This window comes from Ensifer sp. R-19 (genome assembly GCF_049905105.1).
GTDB lineage: Bacteria > Pseudomonadota > Alphaproteobacteria > Rhizobiales > Rhizobiaceae > Ensifer.
Map to the genome: position 1 here is coordinate 1128652 of NZ_CP184569.1, position 17161 is coordinate 1145812.

A 17161-nucleotide genomic window follows, 5' to 3' on the forward strand; every position below is an offset into this window, starting at 1 on the left:
GAGAGGTCCGGTACTCCGGCAATTCCCCCGTTGCGTGGCTCGCCGTGCGCCATTATAGCGGGGGAAGTTCCAGTTACCGGAGACGATCATGTCCGTAGACCTTGCCACCGTGAAGCGCGTTGCGCGCCTTGCCCGTATCGCCGTCAGCGAAGAGGAAGCCGAGCGGATGATGGGCGAGCTCAATGGCATCCTCGGTTTTGTCGAACAGCTCTCCGAAGTTAATGTCGATGGCGTCGAGCCGATGACCTCGGTCACGCCGATGGAGATGAAGAAGCGGACGGACATCGTGTCGGACGGCAACAAGGCCGACGATATCGTTGCCAATGCACCGAATTCCGATCGCAATTTCTTCCTCGTTCCGAAGGTGGTCGAATAACCAGACCCCCTGCCGCCCCGACGTTCCCGATTGCGAAAGCCCGATTTCATCATGACCGACCTTATCAGCCTCACGATTGCCGAAGCCCGCGCGAAACTCGCCGCCAAGGAAATCACCGCCGTCGAACTGACGGATGCCTACATCGGCGCGATCGATGCCGCCAATGAGGCGATCAATGCCTACATCGCCGTAACGCCGGACAAGGCGCGCGAGATGGCGAAAGCCTCGGACGCGCGTATCGCCGCCGGCAAGGCCGGTGCGCTTGAAGGCATCCCGCTCGGCATCAAGGATCTCTTCGGCACCGAAGGCGTGCACACACAGGCCTGCAGCCATATCCTCGACGGTTTCGCGCCGCGCTACGAATCGACCGTGACCCAGAACCTCTGGAACGACGGCGCCGTCATGCTCGGCAAGCTGAACATGGACGAATTCGCCATGGGCTCGTCGAACGAGACCTCCTACTACGGTGCCGTGAAGAACCCGTGGCGCGCCAAGGGCTCCAATCTCGACCTCGTTCCGGGCGGCTCGTCCGGCGGTTCGGCTGCAGCCGTCGCTGCGCATCTCTGCGCCGGTGCCACGGCGACCGATACCGGCGGTTCCATCCGCCAGCCGGCCGCCTTTACCGGCACCGTCGGCATCAAGCCGACCTATGGCCGCTGCTCGCGCTGGGGCGTCGTCGCCTTCGCCTCGTCGCTCGATCAGGCCGGCCCGATCGCCCGTGACGTGCGCGATGCTGCGATCCTCTTGAAGTCGATGGCAAGCGTCGACACCAAGGATACGACCTCGGTCGATCTGCCGGTGCCGGATTACGAAGCTTCCATCGGCAAGTCGGTCAAGGGCATGAAGATCGGCATTCCCCGGGAATACCGCGTCGACGGCATGCCGGAAGAGATCGAGGCGCTCTGGCAGCAGGGCATCGCCTGGCTGAAGGACGCCGGCGCCGAGATCGTCGACATCACCCTGCCGCACACGAAGTATGCGCTGCCGGCCTATTACATCGTCGCTCCGGCCGAGGCTTCCTCGAACCTCGCCCGCTATGACGGCGTGCGCTACGGCCTGCGCGTCGACGGCAAGGACATCGTCGACATGTACGAGAAGACCCGCGCCGCCGGTTTCGGCCAGGAGGTCAAGCGCCGCATCATGATCGGCACCTACGTGCTTTCGGCCGGTTATTACGACGCCTATTATCTGCAGGCGCAGAAGGTCCGTACGCTGATCAAGCGCGACTTCGAACTGGCCTTCCACGCCGGCGTCGATGCCATCCTGACGCCCGCTACACCGTCCTCCGCCTTCGGTATCGCCGACGAGGACCTGGCGTCCGATCCGGTCAAGATGTACCTGAACGACATCTTCACGGTAACGGTCAACATGGCTGGTCTTCCCGGCATTGCCGTTCCCGGCGGCCTCGACCACAAGGGTCTGCCGCTTGGCCTCCAACTGATCGGCAAGCCGTTTGAGGAAGAGACGCTGTTCAAGACGGCGCATATCATCGAACAGGCCGCCGGTCGCTTCACGCCCACCAAGTGGTGGTAAGGCTTTGATGGCGGTGCCGGACAGGCGCCGCCACTGTTTCTGAAGGCGATCAGTCACTCTTGTCGCGGAAGGAGCCCGCGTCATGCCCGCCATCCGTCATGCCCGCGCCGGCGATGTCGACCGGCTGACGGCGATCGGTCTCGCCGCTTGGCAATCCGCCATTGCCGGTCTTGCCGATGGTGAGATAATGCGGCGTGTGGCAGAAGCCTCGTTTTTCCGTTTTCTTTCCGATCACTGGTTGTCTGTTTTGCTGATCGAAGCCGAAGGCGGCATTCGCGGTTGGGCGGCGCGAGAGGACTTCGACAACGCGATATCCGACCTGTGGATCGAGCCGGCAGTCCAGGGCAGGGGGCTCGGTGCTTTGCTCCTCGGCGAGATCGAGCGTTGCATCGTTGCGGACGGGTTCGATGTCGCCACCACCAAGACCCATGCGCGCAACGACCGAGCCGTGACCTTTTCCGCAACCGCGGCTACGGCGTGAGTTGGCTTTCCACCGCCTACGCCCCGCAACTCGACAGTGATGTCGAGTTTATCGGTCTGAGCAAAGTCCTCACCGAGCAAGACTAGAACCGCCGACCCTGCGCATATCCGTGCACGGCTGCCACCCGGAAATGCGCAGCTTCCGGTATTGATGCAAGGTGAGGCTTCTCGTCGCTTCACCTTGCGTGAAGCGCCGGCGATACCGGACATCGTTCGATGTCCGTTATCGCCGTTTCAGCCGCTCAGCGGTTGTTGAATTCGGAGCGCACGAGCTGCAAACCGCGTTCCGTGATGCGATAGGGATTTCCGCCGGAAGACGATATCGCCTTCTTGCGCTTCAGTTTGCGGAAGAGCTCCAGGTCGAAGCCGGGGTAGACCCAGCCGTCACGGGTGAAGCAGCGGATCTCGGTGATCGCCTTGCTTTCGCGGATGATTTCGATGCGGCCGCCCTGGGCCAAATGATGAAGAATGCGCTGTTCTGCGCGCGAGATGTCCATTGTCTGAATGTTCCGGAAAAGCGTTCGGAAGAACGCAGGAAAACGTTCCGCAAATCACTGGGAAAGCGGGGTGACGTTTCCGGCCCGTGCGCGCAATCAAAGGAAGATTGCGGGGACGGGCCCTTACCGGGACTCAGGCGAATACGAGAACATCAAAACTCCAGAAAGACGGTGCTTTCCTAAAAGACGTTCGCGAGCGCGTCAAGATGCCCCTGCAACGCCAGGGTGCCGAACGCCGCGGCTGCCACCTGAAAGACGATGATGAGCGCCAGCCGGGTTCTGAATGGTTCCTTGCGTGTCTTGTGGCGAAATATGTGCCGGGCAGCCATCGCCCCCGGACTTCCGCCGAGAAAAGCAATCGTCAACAGCGTCTGTTCGCTGATGCGCCAACGGCCCGCGCGCGCCGCCCGTTTGTCAAACCAGAACAGCCCGAAGCTTAAGATGTTGATGTAGGCTGCGTACAAGGCGAGTGCGGTGGCGGTGGACATCGGCAAATCTTGGCGCAAGGGTGCTAAACGATGGTTAAGCGGCGCTCCCAACGCGCGGCTGTCCGGAGATGCGGCCGCATGCTGCCGAACAACTTGCACCGGCGGACCAATTGTTCTACCGAGAAACCAAGAATTCAGGCTTCAAAGAAGAGCATGATATGAGCATTGTCGACGTCCGCACCCCCGATCCGAAACGCTTCATCCCCGGCGCCACCGGCGACTGGGAAGTCATCATCGGCATGGAAGTCCATGCCCAGGTGCTTTCCAATTCGAAGCTGTTCTCGGGTGCCTCGACGGAGTTCGGCAATGCGCCGAATGCCAACGTTTCGCTGGTCGACGCCGCCATGCCCGGCATGCTGCCCGTCATCAACGAGGAATGCGTGAAGCAGGCGGTGCGCACCGGTCTCGGCCTCAAGGCCGCAATCAACAAGCGCTCGATCTTCGACCGCAAGAACTATTTCTATCCGGACCTGCCGCAGGGCTATCAGATCTCCCAGTTCAAGGATCCGATCGTCGGCGAGGGCAAGATCATGATTTCGATCGGCCCTGATCGCCAGGGCCAGTTCGAGGACGTCGAGGTCGGCATCGAGCGGCTGCATCTCGAGCAGGATGCCGGCAAGTCGATGCACGACCAGCATCCGTCCATGTCCTATGTCGACCTCAACCGTTCGGGCGTGGCGCTGATGGAGATCGTCTCCAAGCCGGACATGCGTTCGTCGGATGAGGCCAAAGCCTATATGACGAAGCTGCGCTCGATCGTGCGCTACCTCGGCACCTGCGACGGCAACATGGACGAAGGTTCCATGCGCGCCGACGTCAACGTTTCCGTGCGCCGTCCGGGCGAGGGCTTCGGCACCCGTTGCGAGATCAAGAACGTCAACTCAATCCGCTTCATCGGCCAGGCAATCGAGTACGAGGCGCGCCGCCAGATCGGCATCCTCGAAGATGGTGGCTCTATCGATCAGGAAACCCGCCTGTTCGATCCGAACAAGGGCGAGACCCGTTCGATGCGCTCCAAGGAAGACGCGCACGACTACCGTTACTTCCCGGACCCGGACCTGTTGCCGCTGGAGTTCGACGATGCTTTCGTTGAAGCGTTGAAGGCCGATCTGCCGGAATTGCCCGACGACAAGAAGGACCGGTTCGTTCGAGACCTCGGCCTTTCGGTCTACGATGCCTCGGTGCTCGTTTCCGAAAAGTCGATCGCGGACTACTTCGAGGCTGTAGCCGAAGGACGCGATGGCAAGATCGCCGCGAACTGGGTCATCAACGACCTGCTCGGCGCCTTGAACAAAGCCGGCAAAGCCATTGAAGAGACTCCCGTTTCCCCGGCTCAGCTCGGCGGCATCATCGATCTCATCAAGGCCGAGACCATCTCGGGCAAGATCGCGAAGGACCTCTTCGAGATCATCTGGAACGAAGGTGGCGACCCGGCCGAGATCGTCGAAGCCCGCGGCATGAAGCAGGTGACGGACACCGGCGCCATCGAAAAGGCAGTGGACGAGATCATCGCCGCCAACCCGGACCAGGTCGCCAAGGTCCAGGCCAAGCCCTCGCTTGCCGGCTGGTTCGTCGGTCAGGTGATGAAGGCGACGGGCGGCAAGGCCAACCCGCAGGCCGTGCAGGCCCTCGTGAAGGCCAAGCTCGGCATCGAGGAATAAGCGATGTTCTTCGTGCGGACGGCCAGCGAGCGTGATCTCGAAAAGGTTCGCGCCCTGCTGGTCGAGACGTGGCATGCGACCTACGACACCTTCTACGGCGTCGAGAAGGTCAACGAACTGACGGAGCGCTGGCATTCGCTGCCGGCGCTGAAAGCGCGGGTCGCGCGCAAGAACGCCGAGTTCCTGGTCGCAGATGACGGTCGCCAGATCGGCGGCATGGGTTTTGCGGCCATGTCCGACACGCAAGCCAAGACTGCCGTGCTGCATCAGCTCTATGTGCTGCCGAAGTTCCAGCGGCAGGGCATCGGCCGCGACATCTTCGCCGAGCTCGAAACCTGCTTCCCGGATGCCGAGCGCATGCGCGTCGAAGTCGAGCCGCAGAACCTGCACGCGCTTGCCTTCTATCGAACGCATGGCTTCGCCGAGGTCGGTGAGACGGCCAACCATGGTGACGAGCAATCCGGTCTGCCGGCGATCATCCTGGAAAAGCGGCTTCTCGGCTAAGTGCAAGTCCTGGCAGCTCCCTGTGGATAACTTCATCGGGGGCGGCTCTGTCATGAAACCTTTGCACTGCAGTGCTTGGTCCGCCGTCGATGAACGAAGCGAGCCGAGGGAACCATGGACGCGATAGCCGAACTCTTGATCCGCAAGGCCGAGCGCGAAGATCTGTCCGCCATCGTGGCACTCTTTGCCGATGATCAGCTCGGTGGTCATGGCGATACGACCGCTCCGGAAGCCTTCGGAGACTACGTCGCCGCCTTCGAACAAATCGAAGCCTCGTCGCTGCAGACACTCTTTGTCGCGGTTCTTGCCCGGGAGATCGTCGGTACCTTTCAGACGGCGCTGCATACGTCGCTTTCCGGTCGCGGCAGCTCGAGCCTGATCGTCGAAGCGGTTCAGACGCGCGAGGATATGCGTGGCCGTGGGATCGGCGAACGCATGATGCGCCACGCGATCGCCGAGGCTCGCGACCGAGGAGCGAAGAAGGTCCGGCTGACGTCCAATGCTGTGCGCACCGACGCGCACCGTTTCTACGAGCGGCTCGGCTTCACGCGCAGTCACTTCGGCTTCCTCATGCCGTTGAAATGACGGCCTTTGCCTCGGAATCACTGGACAAGCCATGAGCGGCGGGGCATAAGCGGGAACATAGTTTTGGTATCTGGCCGCCTTCCCAACGGCCGGTCAAGGACGGCATCCATGAAGCTCCTGCTGCAGATTTTCACCTGGTGGAACGAACAGACGATCGGAACGCGCTTTCACACCTGGCGCCATGGTCAACGGGTCGGTCAAGACGAACTCGGCAATGTCTACTATCAGGGCGGCAAGGACTCAGAAGGCCGCACCCGCCGCTGGGTGATCTACAATGGCTATGCCGAAGCCTCCGCCATTCCGGCCGGCTGGCACGGCTGGATGCATCACCGAACCGACGTCTCGCCGGCCGATGAGAAATACACGCCGCGCGAATGGCAGAAGCCGCATCGCGCGAACCCGACCGGTACGGCCAGCGCCTACCGCCCGCAGGGCTCGATTGCAGCCACCGGCAAGCGTCCGCGCGTGACCGGCGACTACGACGCCTGGACGCCTGGCTCCTGAATAATCTGTTCTCAGAGACGACGACGGGCCGCGGAATAGGTTCCTCGATCACGGCGCGGCCACAATTGATGGTTAGCGCCTGAAATCCATCGACGATGAACAGGGCACGCGGGAGACAGGCGACAATGGCAGGTTCTGATCTGCGCAAAGCAATCGGCCAAGGAGCACGGCGGTTGGGCTTGTCCCTGCTTGCCGGTTTGCCGCTGATCGCCTCGGCGGGAGCCGTTGACGCGGCGCGCCTCTCCAATGCCGTCGCTGTCTTCTCCGGCATCGACAAGATCACCGGCCGCATCACCACCTTCGACGTCTATATTGGCGAGACGGTCCAGTTCGGCGCCCTCCAGGTGACGCCGCGCGTCTGCTACAGCCGCGATGATACCGAAGCGCAAAAGATCACGACCTTTGTCGAGGTCGAGGAGATCACGCTCGACCGCAAGATCCGCCGCATCTTTACAGGCTGGATGTTTGCCGATAGCCCGGGCCTGAACGCTGTGGAGCATCCGGTCTATGACGTCTGGCTGCAGTCCTGCAAGGCGACGTCCGATCTGCCGCCACCGGATACCGCGGCGAAGCAGTAATTCGCTGAGGCTGCCGGACATAAGAGCGGCAGCCTAACCCGTAATCGATCTACCTCATCACCTTGGCGCTATGCGCTTGGCGGTTCCTTGCGGCCCAACAGGCCCTTGAAGAAACGCATAGCCGCAGCACCTGCAATCACGACCAGCACGCCGCCCTTTTTCAGAAAGGCCAGCGCGACGGCAAGCAAGCCGGCCTTGGCGGCGACCTTGGCGCCGGCGCCGGCTGCAATAAGGCCCGCCATTCCATAGGCCGCGACAGCATCGCCCTCCTTGAAGTCCGCGTAGGCCTGCCCGGCGTCGAACTGCACCATGCCCGTAACACCCGGCAGTCCCGACTTGATTTCGTCGAGCTGCTCCAGCCCCGAAACGAAGTTCATCTGCAGCACGCCTTCGCGGCTGAGGATGCGAACAGAATAGTTCAGGGTATGGGGCGCGTTTGGATCCTTGCCGAAGATCAGGTCGCGTGCCCAATGCATCGTGTGCGTTGCCAGATCGTAATGGGGAGGGGAGGCCCAGCCGACCAGCGTGATCGGATCGTAGCCCTGCTTCTCGCGCTCGATGTTGTTTTCGGCAGACGCTTCCTTCAGCTGTGCCAGCAGTTCGGTAAAATCGGTGGTCAGCGCATCCGCATCCGAGACGTAACCGTCCTTCAGGTAATCGATGACCGATCCCCAGGCTTTGTCGGCGTCAGGCGCATACTTGGCGGGAAACACCATGCCGAGATGACCCTCGGCAGAGCCCGGAGGATTGCCCCACAGGTCGACAAGGACCTTCTTTGTGTCGGCAGGATTCAGGAAATAGAACTCCGCTGGAATATCGAGCTGCGCCTGGGCTGCGGGCAGCGAGACCTTGCCCTGCTTGAAATCAAGCGACCCGACGATGGCCGAGTACTCAGGCGACAGGTTCGGTTCGCTGCCGAACATCTCGCGATATGTCTTTGCTTCCGCAATCGCGCTGGAAGCCATGAAAACCGACAATGCCAATATAAACTTGTTCATCCATGTGCCCTCGAAAACGGTTGAACTGTGGATGAACATGTGAGCGAAGTACATCTCCAGGTGGAGATATCCAACGAAGAGTATCCCGCTCTCAAGTGGAATCACTGGAAGCGGGAAGACGCTCTAGAAGGAAAGGTCTGGCGAGTTCATCGCGTTGCCGAGCATGATCTCGTACTCGGCCTTCGGCACATCGACCGCACCGAAAGATTTCAGATGCTCGGTCGTGAATTGGGTGTCCAGCAGCTCAAAGCCTCGGGCACGCAGGCGCTGCACCAGATGTACAAGGCAGATCTTTGAGGCGTCGGTGCGCCTTGAAAACATGCTTTCGCCGAAAAATGCCGAGCCGAGCGAGACACCGTAGAGGCCGCCGACCAACAGGTCGTCCTCCCAGGCCTCGACGCTGTGGGCGTAACCCATCGTGTGCAGCGTTGCGTAGAGGGTGCGGATCTTGTTGTTGATCCAGGTCGTCGGGCGGTCAGGGGCCGGGGCGGCGCAGCCTTCCATCACTGCTTCGAAGGCGGTGTTGAAGCGGATGTCGAAGGGTTTTCGGCGGATCGTCTTGGCGAGGCTGCGGGAGACGTGAAAGTCCGTGAGCGGGATAACGCCGCGAATTTCGGGCTCGACCCAGAAAAGCTCGGGGTCATCGGCCGAATCGGCCATAGGGAACAGGCCGATCGAATAGGCGCGCAGCAGCATGTCCGGTGTAATGTCGGGCTGCTTGCTGCGCGTCCCTTTCAATGTACGGTCCTTACTCGGACGTGGCGGCCAGATGCTTTTCCAGCCAATGGATATCGTAGTCGCCGTTGGCAATATCCTGATTATTGATCAGGTCCTGGAACAACGGAAGCGTGGTCTTGATGCCATCGATGACAAATTCATCAAGCACACGGCGCAGACGCATCATACATTCGACGCGGGTACGCCCGTGCACGATCAGCTTGCCGATCAGGCTGTCGTAGTACGGCGGGATGCGGTAGCCCTGATAGGCGCCCGAATCGACACGTACGCCAAGACCGCCCGGAGCATGGAAATGCGTGATCGTGCCCGGGGAGGGGACGAAGGTGCGCGGGTCCTCGGCGTTGATGCGGCACTCGATGGCGTGTCCGGAGAACACGATGTCTTCCTGCTTGACCGAGAGGCCGCCGCCGGAGGCGACGCGGATCTGCTCGTGCACGAGGTCGATGCCGGTGATCGCTTCGGTGATCGGATGCTCGACCTGAAGACGGGTGTTCATTTCGATGAAATAGAACTCGCCGTTTTCGTAGAGGAATTCGATCGTGCCGGCGCCGCGGTACTTCAGCTTCTTCATCGCGTCGGCGCAGACCTGGCCGATCTTCATGCGCTGGTCGACGTTGAGGGCTGGGGAGTTTGCTTCTTCCCAAACCTTCTGGTGACGACGCTGCAGCGAGCAATCGCGTTCGCCGAGGTGCACCGCGTTGCCGGCACCATCGCCAACGATCTGGATCTCGATGTGGCGCGGCTTGCCGAGGTACTTTTCCATGTAGACGGCGTCGTTGCCGAAGGCAGCAAGCGCCTCGGCGCGGGCAGTCGAGACGGCTTCTTCGAGGTCAGCCTCGGAGCGAGCGACCTTCATGCCGCGGCCACCGCCGCCGGCTGTTGCCTTGATCAGCACCGGGAAGCCGATCTTGCGGGCGACTTCAAGCGCGTTTTCCGGCTTCACTTCGCCATCGGAACCCGGAACGACCGGGATGCCAAGCTCCTGCGCCGTCTTCTTGGCGGTGATCTTGTCGCCCATGATGCGGATGTGCTCCGCCGTCGGGCCGATGAAGGTGATGTCGTGCGCTTCCAGGATTTCGGCGAACTTGGCGTTTTCCGACAGGAAGCCGTAGCCCGGGTGCACGGCATCGGCGCCGGTGATTTCGCAGGCAGCGACGATCTGGTGAATGTTCAGATAGCTATCGCGCGAAGGCGGCGGGCCGATGCAGACGCTCTCGTCGGCGAGGCGCACATGCATGGCGTCAGCGTCGGCCGTGGAATGAACGGCAACCGTAGCAATGCCGAGCTCCTTGCAGGCTCTGAGCACGCGAAGGGCGATTTCGCCGCGATTGGCAATGAGAATTTTCGAGATCATCGCCACGCCGCCTTATTCGATTACGATCAGCGGTTCGCCATATTCGACGGGGGCTGCGTCCTGGACGAAGATCTCGGTGACCTTGCCCGAGCGCGGAGCCGGGATCTGGTTCATCGTCTTCATGGCTTCGATGATCAGGATCGTCTGGCCTTCCTTGACGGTGGCGCCGACTTCAACGAAGGGGCGGGCGCCCGGTGCCGGAGACAGATAGGCGGTGCCGACCATCGGTGCGGTCACGGCGTTCTTCGATGCGCGGGCGCTCTCGGCGGCGGGAGCGGCGACAGCGTTTGCAGGGGCAACCGCTGCGGCTGCGGCAGGGAACTGGTAGGCCGGCATCTGCGGCATGGCCATCGGCATTGCAACCGGCGTGCCGTTGCGCGAGACGCGAATGCGCAAGTCGTCCTGCTCGACTTCGATCTCGGTCAGATCGGTGTCCTTGAGAATGTTGGCGAGATCGCGGATCAGCGCCTGGTCGATACCTGGTTTCTTGTCAGCCATGGAATATGAGCCTCTTGTGTTCTTTTTATTTCGACGGATGTGTCAGGTTCTTTAGCGCATGCAGCGCAAGAATGTAACTCTGGGCACCGAAGCCGCAGATGACGCCTTTGACAGCCGGCGCGATCATCGACTTGTGACGGAATTCCTCGCGCGCATGGATGTTCGAGAGGTGGAGTTCGACGACTGGAATGCCGATGGCGCGGATGGCGTCGTGAAGTGCGATCGACGTATGGCCGTATGCCGCCGGATTGATCGCCACGCCGGCGGCGACGTTGCCGGCTTCATGCAGCCAGTCGACCAGCGTGCCCTCATGGTTCGATTGGCGGAAATCGACCTCGAAACCGAGCGTCTTGCCCTCCGCCTTGCACATGGCCTCGATATCGGCGAGCGTCTGGCCGCCATAAATACCCGGTTCGCGCTTGCCCAGCGCATTCAGGTTGGGGCCGTTCAGCACGAAAATGGTCGATGGCATAAGGGATTCCGGTCCGGTGATGGAGGGTTACCTATAGACTGATGGTCCCGCGAGGAAAAGCCCTTTGGGCCCCCGCGGGATTTGTCCACAGTCATGGGAAGGTTTGTCAGCAGGCCGTCTTGCCGCATTCGCGCATATTGGAGACCTTGCCCTCGATCTCTTCGGCGCCGACGGCACCAAAGACCGCTTCGTTACCGATGACATAGGACGGTGTGCCGGTGATGCCGAGGTCGTTGGCAAGCCCATAGGCCTCGCGCACGGCCGCATCATGCGGCTCCTTTTCCATCTTGGCGCGCAGGTCCTTCTCCGAGACGCCAAGCTTTGCGGCAACCGCAATTGCGGTCTCTTCCGTGGCACGATCTTCGCCGCCGAGCAGCGCACGATGGAAGTCGCCGTACTTTTCCGGAGCGACCAGGCGGAACGCGGCGCTCACCTTATGGGCGGCAAGCGAATCCGGACCGAGGATCGGCAGTTCCTTCAGCACGAAACGGACGTTCTTATCCTTGGCGAGGATGTCATCCATGTCGGAGAGGGCGCGTTTGCAATAGCCGCAATTGTAGTCATAGAACTCGACGATGGTGACGTCGCCCTTGGGATTGCCAAGGACCATGTCATAGTCGGAGTTGAAGATCGCCTTCTTGTTCTCGGTGATCGCGCTCTCAGCCGCTTCCTGCTGTTTGGCGCGCTGTTTCGTCGTCAGCGCCTCCTGGACTTCAAGCATGATCTCCGGATTGGCGATCAGGTACTCCTTGATGAACGCGCCGATCTCTTCCTTCTGCTTCGCGTCGAGCGCAAACGCGCTTTGCGGCAGGCTGACCCCGGCCACGAGCGCTGCGAGCGTCCCGGCGGCAATCATCTTGGTGCTGAAATTCATTTCTACCTCGTTGTCCTTGCGTGTCCTGTGTGTCGTTCATCCCCCGTCGTCACGTCAACCGGCAGTTCTGAAAGACAACAGGAATCCTCGTATCCGCAATATGCTGGCAGCATAGGGTGGGTGCCGCGGAAACGAAACGGCAAAATCGGCAGAAATACGGCACTCGCGGACTTGTGAAGGTCAATTTCATCGGGCAAAGGGGCTGGATAACAGCCGCTTATCGAGGATTTTCCGTTGGTAGACTTGTCAAAACGCAGCGCCGTCGAACCTTTTCACGCGATGGATGTGCTGGCGGAGGCGACCCGCCGCCGTGATGCCGGCCACCCGGTGATCTCGATGGCAGTCGGGCAGCCTGCCCACCCGGCGCCGCAGGCCGCTCTCGAAGCTGCGCGCAACGCACTCCAACATGGGCGCCTTGGCTATACCGACGCACTCGGCACGCTATCGCTGCGAACCGCGATCGCCCGCCACTACGAGAAGCGCCACGGTATCGCGCTCGATCCGCAGCGGGTGGCCGTCACCACGGGATCGTCCGCCGGCTTCAATCTCGCCTTCCTTGCGCTGTTTGATCCTGGCGACTGCGTCGCCATCGCGCGGCCCGGCTATCCGGCCTACCGCAACATCCTCGCCGCTCTCGGGCTGACGGTGGTCGAGGTCGAGGCGAATGCCGAGACCGGCTTCACACTGACGCCGGAAAGCCTGAAGCGGGCCGCTGCAAAGGTCGGCCGACCGCTGAAGGGTGTGTTGCTGGCAAGCCCGGCGAACCCGACCGGCACCGTGACGGGGAGGGCCGGCCTCAAGGCGCTGGCCGACTATTGCCGCGCGGAAAAGATCGCGTTCATCTCCGACGAGATCTATCACGGGCTGACTTTTGCCGGCGAAGAGGCGAGCGCGCTGGAGGTTACCGACGAAGTGATCGTCATCAACTCCTTCTCGAAATATTACTGCATGACCGGCTGGCGCATCGGTTGGATGGTGTTGCCCGCCGATAAGGTGCGGGGCTTCGAGCGCATCGCCCAGAGCCTTTACATTTCGCCGCCGGAACTGTCGCAGATCGCCGCTGAAGCGGCGCTTGACGCGCATGAGGAACTCGACCGCTACAAGGCCGCCTATGCCGTCAATCGGGACATGCTGCTGAAGCGCCTGCCGGAGATCGGCTTCTCGATCGCCTCGCCGATGGACGGTGCCTTCTATGCCTATGCGGATGTCAGCCGCTTTACCAATGACAGCATGGCCTTTGCCCGGCGGATGCTCGCCGAGATCAATGTCGCGGCAACGCCGGGTTTCGACTTCGATCCGTTGGAAGGGCATCGCACGATGCGCTTTTCCTATGCCGGCGCGGAGGCTGACATGGTCGAGGCAATGGACCGGATCGCGCGCTGGCTTGCCTGATTGCCCGACTGGACGGGCAGGGGAGCGAAGACGCCCCGTCTGCTGTGGCCATCACCCGTAAAAGAAAAGGCCCGGAGCGATCCGGGCCTTTTTATTTGTGCTCTTTCGCGTCCAACGCTTCGGCGTCAGGATCCCGGTTCGGCTTCGAGCCGGGACCAGAGGCGACTTCTTAGAAGAAGCCGCGGCGCTGCCACCAGCCGCCCTTCTTGGGCTTGGTCGGGTCTTCTTCTTCGCCTTCGGCCTTCGGAGAGCTCGAGGTCACGACAGGCTCCGAGGCGATCTTCGAAAGGTCGCGGTTCGCGCGCGCCGGCTTGGTTTCCGCGAGGTCGGCCGCAGCCTCTTCCACCGCCTCGGCGGCGACATCGACGCCTGCCGGCTGGTCTTCGATAACCGCCTGAGCGACTTCATCGACGGTTGCGACCGGTTCTTCGGCTTTTACAGCCTTCTTGCGGGTCCGCTTCGGCTTGGCCGGCTTGGCCTCGACGGCCTCGGCTTCCGCGACGACTGCCGCGGTTTCCTCGACGGCGACGGCTACTTCGATCTCTGCGGCGACGGCCGGCGTGTCAACGGCTTCCGGCTCGTCGGCGTCATCACCTTCGGCATCGGCCTCGATCTGGCCTTCGCCTTCACCTTCGCCCTCCGGACGATTGCGGCGGCCACCGCGCTTGCCGCGGCGGCGGCGCTTGCGCTTCTGCTCGCCGTCAGCGGTTGTGGCCTCGGCATCGACGCCCTCGTCGTCCGCATCACCTTCGTCGGCGTCGTCATCGACATCGCCTGCCGCTTCGGACGCCTGGCCGACGGCACCTTCGGCCTGCTGGCCACCCTTGCCGCGACGGCGGCGACGGCGCTTGCGCTTGCGTCCACTCTGGTCGTCGGAGGACTGGGCAGCCTTCGGCTGCTCCTGGCGCGGCTCGCTGACGACTTCTTCGGCTTCTTCTTCGTCGAGATCCTCTTCGATCACGACGTCATCTTCTTCCGGCTCCGGCTGGAAGTGCAGGAGCTGCTCGATCTTGACCGGGTTTTCGACCGGTTCGCCGCGATCGATTGCGAAGTGCTGTGCGCCGACATGAGCGTCCGCCTCGATGATGATCGAAACGCCGAAGCGGGCCTCGTAATCCATGATCGTGCCGCGCTTCTGGTTCAGCAGATAGAGCGCGATATCCGGGATGGTGCGCACGGTGATGTCGTGCGTGGTGTTCTTGAGCAGATGTTCTTCGACGCCGCGCAGCACGTGCAGGGCGACGGAGGACTGCGAGCGAACGTGGCCCGTGCCGTTGCAGTGCGGGCAGGTCTGCATCGTCGATTCGAGCACCGAGGCGCGAATGCGCTGACGCGACATTTCGAGCAGGCCGAAATGCGAGATGCGGCCGACCTGGATGCGGGCGCGATCGTTCTTCAGGCAGTCCTTCAGCTTCTTCTCGACGGCGCGGTTGTTGCGCTTTTCTTCCATGTCGATGAAGTCGATGACGACGAGGCCGGCAAGGTCGCGCAGGCGCAGCTGGCGCGCCACTTCTTCGGCAGCCTCCAGGTTCGTCTGCAGCGCCGTGTCTTCGATCGAGTGCTCGCGCGTCGAACGACCGGAGTTGACGTCGATCGAAACCAGCGCTTCGGTCTGATTGATGATGATGTAGCCACCGGACTTCAATGTCACCTGCGGCTGCAGCATGCGGTCGAGCTGCGCTTCGATACCGGAGCGCGAGAAGATCGGATGTACGTCGCGATAGGGCTGAACCACCTTGGCGTGGCTCGGCATCAGCATCTTCATGAAGCCCTTGGCTTCCTTGTAACCTTCCTCGCCGGAAACGATGATCTCGCCGATATCCTTGTTGTAGAGATCGCGGATCGAGCGCTTGATCAGGCTGCCTTCCTCATAGACGAGGCAGGGGGCCGTGGAGTTCAGCGTCAGCGTGCGGACGTTTTCCCACAGGCGCATCAGGTATTCGAAGTCGCGCTTGATCTCGACCTTGGTTCGGTTCGCACCCGCGGTGCGCAGGATGACGCCCATGCCCTGCGGCACTTCGAGGCCGCGCGCGATTTCCTTCAGGCGCTTGCGGTCCTGCAGGTTGGTGATCTTGCGGGAGATGCCGCCGCCGCGTGCCGTGTTCGGCATCAGGACAGAGTAGCGGCCGGCCAGCGACAGGTAGGTCGTCAGCGCCGCGCCCTTATTGCCGCGCTCTTCCTTGGCAACCTGGACGAGCAGGATCTGGCGCCGCTTGATGACTTCCTGGATGCGGTACTGCTTGCGCGGCTTGCGGACCTGGCGATCCGGAACCTCTTCCATGGCATCTTCGGCGCCGACGGATTCGATGATTTCCTTTTCGCCATCGTGGCTGTCGTCATCATCATCGTCGTCGTCATGGCGACGACGGCTGTCGACGTCTTCGGAGATCGCGTCGGTATCGACCATCGCGGCCATTTCGCCGCCGTTGCTTTCGTCGCCATCGACGGAAGCGGCAGCCGCTTCTTCCGCAGCCTTGGCCTTGGTTTTGCGGGTGCGCTTCGGCTTTGCCTTGGGCTTTTCGACCGGCACTTCCTCTTCGACCACCGGTTCGGCGGTGACGGCTTCTGCCGGCTGCGCCTCGACTTCGGTCTCCGCTACGACCTCGAGGTCGACGGGAACGGAAAGTTCGCTCACCGGCGCCGGGGCGGTTTCGACATGTTCGATGTCGTCGTCGCGTCGCGCTTCTTCGGCTTCGGCCTTCAGCAGTGCCTGACGGTCGGCAAGCGGAATCTGGTAGTAGTCGGGGTGAATTTCGGCAAAGGCCAGAAATCCGTGGCGGTTACCGCCGTAGTCGACGAAGGCGGCCTGCAGCGAAGGCTCCACTCTGGTGACCTTCGCCAGATAGATATTGCCGCGGATTTGCTTCTTATGTTCCGACTCGAAGTCGAACTCTTCTATGCGGTTTCCGCGTACGACAACGACGCGCGTCTCCTCGGAGTGAGACGCATCGATAAGCATTTTCTCTGCCATCTAAGCTGTGCTCCTCGGCGCACCAGCGGAACGGGAGACAGACCTGCTTCCTTGGGAAGACTGCCAAACACGTCGGAAGGTGCGCCGGATATGAAAGTTCCTGTTTGGTGCAGGCGATGGTGCAGCAGCCAGACGACAGCCGGAACACCTGTGTCCCGGGGCCGCTCTACTTCTGACCGATACTGCTGAGTCAACATCAATGACCAAACAAGAATGCCAATGTCCAAGGTCTCATGAAGACCCAATGAATTCGCCCGCTTGCGGGCGTTGGTGAAAAATCACCATCAAGAACTCCGGCCACCGCCGGAAATTTGCGATCCAGTGTACGAGGAGGAAATGCAGCGACGGCGGATGAACACCTTGCGACCGCGGAAGTGCGATGCGTTTAACCGGTTGATCCGGTTCGACCACTCCCTGGCGCCAAGCTTTGGAGAAGCTCCGGCTGCCCGGTCGACTGTTCTATCCCGTCAACACTTTCTCCTTGTGACGCTTTTATGTTTTCTATGTCACATTGGCAAGGGAAAAGCCCGTGCCGCCACAATAATGATCGATTCGCTTGTCCACGTGGAGTAGGCCGGCAAATGATGAATCGATGGCGCCGGTGCGAGGTGGAAGATGGCCTTTGTCAAGCTTTGATTAACCATAAGGGTTCATTGAT

The 17161-nt window shown here is 61.5% G+C and carries 18 protein-coding genes; 9 read left to right on the forward strand and 9 right to left on the reverse strand.

The genetic code is table 11. The features are described 5' to 3' along the window. The first annotated feature begins 88 nt into the window (after positions 1–88). From gatC to ACN9MO_RS05505, 3 genes are all read left to right on the forward strand, one after another. Positions 89–376: an Asp-tRNA(Asn)/Glu-tRNA(Gln) amidotransferase subunit GatC gene (gene gatC / locus ACN9MO_RS05495; RefSeq protein ID WP_057252276.1), complete on the forward strand. Its 288-nt coding sequence runs from the start codon at positions 89–91 to the stop codon at positions 374–376. A gap of 51 nt (positions 377–427) precedes the next feature. Next, entirely contained in the window at positions 428–1909 is a 1482-nt protein-coding gene (gene gatA / locus ACN9MO_RS05500; protein WP_057252275.1) for an Asp-tRNA(Asn)/Glu-tRNA(Gln) amidotransferase subunit GatA, read from the forward strand. An 82-nt stretch (positions 1910–1991) separates the two neighbouring features. Then, entirely contained in the window at positions 1992–2390 is a 399-nt protein-coding gene (locus ACN9MO_RS05505; RefSeq protein ID WP_425986854.1) for a GNAT family N-acetyltransferase, read from the forward strand. A 241-nt stretch (positions 2391–2631) separates the two neighbouring features. On the opposite strand, the gene ACN9MO_RS05510 is transcribed toward ACN9MO_RS05505, so the two are convergent. Then, complete coding sequence (locus ACN9MO_RS05510; RefSeq protein ID WP_057252273.1) at positions 2632–2886, reverse strand: YjhX family toxin; 255 nt, start codon at positions 2884–2886, stop codon at positions 2632–2634. Between the two features lie 179 nt (positions 2887–3065). Then, positions 3066–3374 carry a DUF1294 domain-containing protein gene (locus tag ACN9MO_RS05515; RefSeq protein ID WP_112995485.1) on the reverse strand — a complete coding sequence of 103 codons (309 nt, stop codon included), beginning with the start codon at positions 3372–3374 and terminating at the stop codon, positions 3066–3068. A gap of 158 nt (positions 3375–3532) precedes the next feature. Between ACN9MO_RS05515 and gatB the strand changes: the two genes are divergently transcribed. The 5 genes from gatB (at position 3533) to ACN9MO_RS05540 (ending at position 7206) form a co-directional block, all read left to right on the forward strand. Next, entirely contained in the window at positions 3533–5035 is a 1503-nt protein-coding gene (gatB, locus tag ACN9MO_RS05520) for an Asp-tRNA(Asn)/Glu-tRNA(Gln) amidotransferase subunit GatB (protein ID WP_057252865.1), read from the forward strand. 3 nt (positions 5036–5038) lie between these two features. After that, positions 5039–5539, forward strand: coding sequence for a GNAT family N-acetyltransferase (locus ACN9MO_RS05525; protein WP_057252271.1), 501 nt, complete (start codon positions 5039–5041; stop codon positions 5537–5539). Between the two features lie 114 nt (positions 5540–5653). Next, positions 5654–6124 (forward strand): GNAT family N-acetyltransferase, encoded by a 471-nt coding sequence (locus tag ACN9MO_RS05530; RefSeq protein ID WP_093232281.1) that lies wholly within the window; start codon positions 5654–5656, stop codon positions 6122–6124. Positions 6125–6232: 108 nt separating this feature from the next. After that, complete coding sequence (locus tag ACN9MO_RS05535) at positions 6233–6628, forward strand: NADH:ubiquinone oxidoreductase subunit NDUFA12 (RefSeq protein ID WP_057252270.1); 396 nt, start codon at positions 6233–6235, stop codon at positions 6626–6628. Between the two features lie 125 nt (positions 6629–6753). Then, entirely contained in the window at positions 6754–7206 is a 453-nt protein-coding gene (locus ACN9MO_RS05540; protein ID WP_057252269.1) for a DUF2155 domain-containing protein, read from the forward strand. A gap of 68 nt (positions 7207–7274) precedes the next feature. Here the strand turns inward: ACN9MO_RS05540 and ACN9MO_RS05545 are convergent, their stop codons facing one another. The 6 genes from ACN9MO_RS05545 to ACN9MO_RS05570 all read right to left on the reverse strand — a co-directional run bounded on the left by ACN9MO_RS05545 (position 7275) and on the right by ACN9MO_RS05570 (position 12140). Next, entirely contained in the window at positions 7275–8204 is a 930-nt protein-coding gene (locus ACN9MO_RS05545) for a DUF2167 domain-containing protein (protein WP_425986859.1), read from the reverse strand. 123 nt (positions 8205–8327) lie between these two features. Then, positions 8328–8942 carry a leucyl/phenylalanyl-tRNA--protein transferase gene (gene aat / locus ACN9MO_RS05550; protein ID WP_057252268.1) on the reverse strand — a complete coding sequence of 205 codons (615 nt, stop codon included), beginning with the start codon at positions 8940–8942 and terminating at the stop codon, positions 8328–8330. A gap of 10 nt (positions 8943–8952) precedes the next feature. Further along, positions 8953–10296 (reverse strand): acetyl-CoA carboxylase biotin carboxylase subunit, encoded by a 1344-nt coding sequence (gene accC / locus ACN9MO_RS05555; RefSeq protein ID WP_057252267.1) that lies wholly within the window; start codon positions 10294–10296, stop codon positions 8953–8955. 12 nt (positions 10297–10308) lie between these two features. Beyond that, positions 10309–10794: an acetyl-CoA carboxylase biotin carboxyl carrier protein gene (accB, locus tag ACN9MO_RS05560; protein WP_057252266.1), complete on the reverse strand. Its 486-nt coding sequence runs from the start codon at positions 10792–10794 to the stop codon at positions 10309–10311. A 25-nt stretch (positions 10795–10819) separates the two neighbouring features. Next, positions 10820–11266, reverse strand: coding sequence for a type II 3-dehydroquinate dehydratase (aroQ, locus tag ACN9MO_RS05565; protein ID WP_057252265.1), 447 nt, complete (start codon positions 11264–11266; stop codon positions 10820–10822). 106 nt (positions 11267–11372) lie between these two features. Next, entirely contained in the window at positions 11373–12140 is a 768-nt protein-coding gene (locus ACN9MO_RS05570) for a DsbA family protein (RefSeq protein ID WP_057252264.1), read from the reverse strand. A 234-nt stretch (positions 12141–12374) separates the two neighbouring features. Here ACN9MO_RS05570 and ACN9MO_RS05575 point away from each other — a divergent pair, with 234 nt between their 5' ends. After that, entirely contained in the window at positions 12375–13532 is a 1158-nt protein-coding gene (locus ACN9MO_RS05575; protein WP_112995483.1) for a pyridoxal phosphate-dependent aminotransferase, read from the forward strand. Positions 13533–13701: 169 nt separating this feature from the next. Here ACN9MO_RS05575 and ACN9MO_RS05580 read toward each other — a convergent pair whose 3' ends face one another. After that, a complete protein-coding gene (locus ACN9MO_RS05580) occupies positions 13702–16503 on the reverse strand; it encodes an Rne/Rng family ribonuclease (protein ID WP_113132765.1) in 2802 nt (933 codons plus the stop codon). Positions 16504–17161 lie beyond the last annotated feature (658 nt).